The 6118-nt window shown below is 62.3% G+C and carries 5 protein-coding genes; all 5 read right to left on the bottom strand.

The window, feature by feature from the left end; translation table 11 throughout:
* Nucleotides 1–232: 232 nt before the first annotated feature.
* On the bottom strand, nt 233–1006 hold the full coding sequence (locus tag GBZ48_RS30490; RefSeq protein WP_174474446.1) for an FRG domain-containing protein: 774 nt from the start codon (nt 1004–1006) through the stop codon (nt 233–235).
* A 330-nt stretch (nt 1007–1336) separates the two neighbouring features.
* Nucleotides 1337–1732, bottom strand: coding sequence for a hypothetical protein (locus tag GBZ48_RS30485; protein WP_174474445.1), 396 nt, complete (start codon nt 1730–1732; stop codon nt 1337–1339).
* Between the two features lie 154 nt (nt 1733–1886).
* Nucleotides 1887–4544, bottom strand: a complete 2658-nt coding sequence (gene adhE, locus GBZ48_RS30480) for a bifunctional acetaldehyde-CoA/alcohol dehydrogenase (protein WP_246307567.1) — start codon at nt 4542–4544, stop codon at nt 1887–1889.
* A gap of 150 nt (nt 4545–4694) precedes the next feature.
* Nucleotides 4695–5459: a helix-turn-helix domain-containing protein gene (locus GBZ48_RS30475; RefSeq protein WP_174474443.1), complete on the bottom strand. Its 765-nt coding sequence runs from the start codon at nt 5457–5459 to the stop codon at nt 4695–4697.
* Nucleotides 5460–5600: 141 nt separating this feature from the next.
* Nucleotides 5601–6029 (bottom strand): response regulator transcription factor, encoded by a 429-nt coding sequence (locus tag GBZ48_RS30470; RefSeq protein ID WP_246307566.1) that lies wholly within the window; start codon nt 6027–6029, stop codon nt 5601–5603.
* Between the last annotated feature and the right edge of the window lie 89 nt (nt 6030–6118).

The raw sequence follows: 6118 nt of genomic DNA, 5'->3' as shown, positions 1-6118 counted from the left end.
GGGGCGACGTGCCCCCGAACGAACCTGTCCCCGCAACCCTCCAGCCCCGTCATGCCGCGCCGTTGGCGCCACCCATCGACGCGCCTTCGGGCAGCCGTTCCAAAGCGCTGATGAATGATCCGGGCTAATCACCAACGATGACTATGCTGTTGCGCTTGAAGTGGGTCGCTAGAGGTTTAGGCCAGCCGGACCCCACCTATGTAAAACGACGCGATCCGTCTGGCTGTATCGACTAGGCCCCCAAGCGTCTAAGCGTGACGCGGACCTCTGCTGCCCGTGCATTTCCCTCAAGACCTGGATAAATTCTGGCGTGCGTAAGCCCCATAGCATCCAGTTCTGACATTGCTGGGAGCAAATCTCTAACAGGAATGCAATACTTTTTTAGAACCACCTCTTCATGCTCAAAATGTGCTACGTAATTTTCGAGCGTATCGTCTGCTGTACGAAGATACGTAAAGCGCCCAAATTGATTTCTTATTCTCTGATTCCAAAGAGCAGGAACCTTCACCAATGCGCAGCCGTGCTCTTCACTCCATACTTTGCTTTCCGAATCCAGCACCCAGACGGCCACGTATTTCTCCAAGTTAATCCCTTGGCGAACATGTCCGCTGAATGCAAAAAATGCGGCAACGTATGGGCTTTCGCTCCAGTCTAAAAGACGAGTAGGCAGCCCATGATGCTGCGCGAGCCCCAGCATCGCCATGTTGTCCCGTCGAAGGGACTCTGGCATTTCCTCAAATTCGCACTCAAGCTTGAACTCTGAAAGGAGACGGTCAGCACTCTCGTTCTTTTCGCTTTTTTTCCCCTCATACCAGCGGTCGAAACTTGTACTCAGCGCCCAAGAATCGGAGCCTTGACCACGAAATAGATACTTTCCTTTTCGAAATAAGCGATCTGAATACTGATCAGATATGACCCTATCCTTAAATTCGCTCCAACTGGAGCAAATTATATTCACTATATTATTTTTAACGCTCGGATCTTTTTCTTCGGCATTTACTAGCATTCCACACTCTCTTATTGCATCAATTTGACAGATAGCTTCACACCTCGCAATAATAGATTTATGCGAGATTGGTATCTATAAAAATCCCAAAATATAGAAGTAGTCAATTGGAGCACTCAAAGAGACGCATGCGTTAAATAGTCGCACCACATCTTCAAGAGAATTTCGTTAACAATCCGGCAGCACAACAGGGGCGATTTATTGTTTTTTGTGTCTTCCATAGAGATTTCGAACTTTTTTGAGAAAAATGAAACTTAAAAATAACGGCAGAAAAGCAAAAGGAATTATATCATTTTACAAATGTAGCCGCCTGTCCGGTGCCCACCACTATCAAGCGGACGGCGCGATCAAGGTCGTCGAGCGTTCGTGCATCTTCGCCTTCCGCCACATCCGCCTCCGCGTCTGCTCATCCTGCACCGAAAGCTCGGGTAGCATAGGAAACGGGGATGTGATGCGCAAACGGGTGGCATCCTGGTTCCGCGAGACGATGAAATGGCGGACCTTCTCGCTGGGTTGCGCCAGCAGGGCTTTCCATTCGAAAACATGCGAACGCTGGTTCGGCTTGGCCGACAGCTCCTCGACGATCTTGTGTGCACGTTCGATCAATTCCGGGTCGCGTCTGATTTCGCGCGCCACCAGACGGTGATAGATCAGCTTGACGCGGTCGTCGGTCGTTTCCATGCCAAACAACAGTTTTCGCCCGGTCAGGATAACCGCCTCAAGCATGGCAAGTCGAAAACATTTGGCTCGCGAGTGGCAACGGTAAACGCCACCCGCCTTCCCGACCAAGCGGCGTTCCCAAATGGAAAGCCCTTGAGCCGGAGGCTTCCGCCCCGGCCCGAGGGTCCCCGTTGCTTGGTGTCGATGTGCGAGAAACCGGCTACTCTGCGGCGGTCTTCTGGCCGACGACGGTCAGCTCCACCGGGGTCCGGTCACTCGCCGGCTCGACATAGGCGCGGCCGTAATAGCTGTCGATCAGGAGCTGCCTGATCTCGGCGACCAGCGGATAGCGCGGGTTGGCGCCGGTGCACTGGTCGTCGAAGGCCGCTTCGGCAATCGCATCGACCCGCGCCAGAAAGGCCGCCTCCGGCACCCCCGCCGCCTGGATCGAGGCCGGGATCTCCAGCGCCCGCTTCAACTCCTCCACCCAAGCAATCAGCTTCTCGACCCGCTCATGGTCGCGGCTGCCGCCCAGCTCCAGATGGCGGGCGATCTGCGCATAGCGCGCCACGCCCTTGGGACGGTCGTACTGGCTGAACGCCGTCTGCTTGGTCGGGATGTCCGCCGCGTTGTAGCGGATCACGTTGGCGATCAGCAGCGCGTTGGCGATGCCGTGCGGGATGTGGAACTCCGCCCCCAGCTTGTGCGCCATCGAATGGCACACGCCCAGGAAGGCGTTGGCAAACGCGATGCCGGCCAGCGTCGCCGCATTGTGAACCAGCTCCCGCGCCTTCGGGTCCTGGCACCCGTTGCGGTAGGCAGACGGCAGGTTCTCCTTCAAGAGCTTCAGCGCCTGCAGGGCCTGCCCGTCGGAATACTCGTTCGCCACCACCGAGACGTAAGCCTCCAGCGCATGGGTCACCGCGTCGATGCCGCCCGCCGCCGTCAGACCCTTGGGCATGTCCATCACCAGGTTGGCGTCGACGATCGCCATGCTCGGCGTCAGCTCGTAATCGGCGATCGGGTACTTCGTCCCGGTGCGCTCGTCGGTCACCACGGCAAACGGCGTCACCTCCGACCCGGTGCCCGACGTGGTCGGCACCGCCACCAGCTGCGCCTTCACGCCGAGCTTGGGGAAGGTGTAGATGCGCTTGCGGATGTCCATGAAGCGCAGCGCCAGATCCTCGAAGGCCACCTCGGGCGCCTCGTACATCACCCAGATGATCTTGGCCGCGTCCATCGGCGAGCCGCCGCCCAGCGCCAGGATCACGTCGGGCTGGAAGGCGTTGGCCAGAGCGACACCCTTGCGCACCACCGCCAGCGTCGGGTCGGCGCTGACCTCGAAGAAGGTTTCGACCTCCAGCCCCAGCGACTTCAGCACGCGGACGCTGTCGGTGACATGGCCGTTCTCGAACAGGAAGCGGTCGGTGACGATCAGGCAGCGCTTCCTGCCGCGCAGTTCCTCCAGCGCGAAGGGCAGGCAGCCGCGGCGGAAATAGATCGACTTGGGCAGCTTGTGCCACAGCATGTTCTCGGCCCGCTTGGCCACCGTCTTCCTGTTGATCAGGTGCTGCGGCCCGACATTCTCCGAGATCGAGTTGCCGCCCCACGAGCCGCAGCCCAGCGTCAGCGAGGGGGCGAGGCGGAAGTTGTAGAGGTCGCCGATGCCGCCATGGGACGACGGCGTGTTGATCAGGATGCGGGCGGTCTTCATCCTGTCGCCGAAATGGCGGATGCGCCCGGCCTGCCGGTCCTGGTCGGTGTAGAGTGCGGAGGTGTGGCCGATGCCGCCGAGCGCCACCAGCGCGGCGGCCTTGTCGCAAGCCTCGGCAAAATCCTTGGCGCGGTAGAGCGCCAGGGTCGGCGACAGCTTCTCGTGGGCGAAGGGTTCGCTGTCGTCCACGTCGGTGACTTCGGCGATCAGCACCTTGGTGGCGAGCGGCACGTTCAGGCCGGCCATGGCGGCGATGGCGTGGGCGGGCTGGCCGACGATGTCGGCATTGAGATGGCCGTCGGTCAGCAGGACCTTGCGCACGGCGTCGGCCTCGCGCGGCGACAGGATGTAGCCGCCATGATGGGCGAAGCGGTCGCGCACGGCGTCATAGACGGCCTCGACCACCACCGCCGACTGTTCGGACGCGCAGACCACGCCATTGTCGAAGGTCTTGGACATCAGGATGGAGGCGACGGCGCGCTTGATGTCGGCGAACTCGTCGATGACGGCGGGGGTGTTGCCGGCGCCGACGCCGATGGCGGGCTTGCCCGAGGAATAGGCGGCCTTGACCATGCCCGGCCCGCCGGTGGCAAGGATCAGGTTGATGTCCGGGTGGTGCATGACGGCGTTGGAGAGCTCCAGCGAGGGCTCGTCGATCCAGCCGATGATGTCGTCGGGGGCGCCGGCCTCGACCGCGGCGGCCAGCACGAGGCGGGCGGCCTCGCAGGTCGATTTGCGGGCGCGGGGGTGGGGGGAGAGCACCAGCCCGTTGCGGGTCTTCAGCGCGATCAGCGCCTTGAAGATGGCGGTGGAGGTCGGGTTGGTGGTGGGGACGATGCCGCAGATCAGGCCGACCGGCTCGGCGATGGTGAGGATGCCGGCGTCGTTGTCCTCGGACAGGACGCCGCAGGTCTTGTCGTCCTTGTACTTGTTGTAGATGTATTCGGCGGCGAAGTGGTTCTTGATGACCTTGTCTTCCATGACGCCCATGCCGGTCTCCGCCACCGCCATCTTGGCGAGCGGGATGCGGGCGTTGGCGGCGGCCAGAGCCGCGCTGCGGAAGATCAGGTCGACCTTCTCCTGCGGATAGTCGGCGAAGCGCGCCTGCGCAGCCTTAACCCGCGCGATCAGGGCGTTCAGGTCGGAAAGGGTCGTGACGGTCATGGTCATCATCCACTTGCTGTCCGCGACCTGTGCGATGACGCCGTCGCGGTGATGTGTGGGAAAGGGCGCCGTTCGGGCGCGCCGCCGCGCTCCGGGACGCTCAAGCGTCCGGCGTGCACGGCCAGAAATTTTGAAGGAATGCGGTGGGGGTCAGAAGCCGCCGGCGAGGTCGGCCAGGGCGTCGCGGTCCAGCAGGTCCAGCTTGCCGCCGACCAGGATGCGGATCAGGCGGCTCGACTTCAGCTTGGTCAGGGTGCGCGACACGGTTTCGGTGGTCAGGCCCAGATGGTCGGCGATGTCGCTGCGGCCCATCGGCAGGTCGATGGTGTGATCGTCACCTTTGCCGCTGCACTTGCGGTCGCTGAGGCGCAGCAGGAAGGTGGCGACCTTCTCGGCGGCGGTCTTGCGGCCGAGCAGAACCATCTGGTCCTGCGCCGCCATCAGCTCCGAGGTGGTGGCCGACAGCAGCTTGCGGGCGAAGGCCGGCTGGGCATCCATCAGGGCGTCAAGCTCCAGGCGCGGAATGCGCTGGATGGTGGTCGCCGTCACGGTTTCGGCGGTGTAGAGATACTGGGCGGCGAAGGCCAGCCCCATCATGTCGCCAGCCTGCAGGAAACCGATGATCTGGCGGCGGCCGTCGGGCAGCATCTTGTAGAGGCGGACCATGCCGCTCATCACCCGGAACACCGAACCGGCGGCATCGCCCTCGGTGAACACCGTGGTCTCACGCTCGTAGACCTTGGCGTGGCCCAGGCTGGCGAGCGGGTCGGCGGGATTGCGTGGCTGGATGGCGGCGCCGACACCTGCGCCCAAGGCGGCGCCCATGCCGGCGTTCGGCGTCATCGCCAGGGCGGAGACCAGGTAACCAGGGACGGCGCGGTTGGCGTGGGCGGCAATGGCGGCGTGCGTGGACATGGTGACCTCGGCCTTGACGGTGCGATGCGGTCCGGTTCGTTCCGGTGTGCATCCGATGGCCCGAAGCTAACTTTCCCCTGTCGCCCTGTGCAGTTCGGTGATGTACCTAAGGAAGTTTGCGTACGTAAGTGTACCTACATATCAGGCGGCGGCCGGCATCAGGCCGTTCAGCATGTCGATCAGCTGGTCCTCGTCGAACGGCTTCTCCAGCACGGCGATGACGCCGGCCTCGCGGGCACGGGCGAAGGTCGCGGGATCGCCGCGTCCGGACACCATGATGACCGGCATGCCGTGCAGGTCGCCGCGATGGCGCTCCAGGAACTCCAGCCCGCTCATCACCGGCATGTGCAGGTCGAGAACGAGGCAGCCCTTGGGGTTTCCGTCGTAACGGTCGAGAAATTCGCGGCAGGACGAGAAGTCCCGCACATCGAAGGAAAAGGCTTCCAGCAGCGCTTTCAGCGAGTCGCGGACCGGCTCATCGTCATCGACGATGTGGACGATACCGGCACCCGGCATCCCGCCCGGCCCGGTGCCGGACTCGTTGCCCGGCTCATTGCCCAGGCGATCCATGACGGCCTCCGAACTTCCATAACAGACAGACAACAGCCCCGACAGTGCGGCGCGTCATGGAAGATAAAAGGAGGCCGGGGGCGCCGATA

It is taken from the genome of Azospirillum melinis (assembly GCF_013340935.1).
Lineage (GTDB): Bacteria > Pseudomonadota > Alphaproteobacteria > Azospirillales > Azospirillaceae > Azospirillum > Azospirillum melinis.
This window is presented reverse-complemented; position numbering and strand designations above follow the sequence as displayed.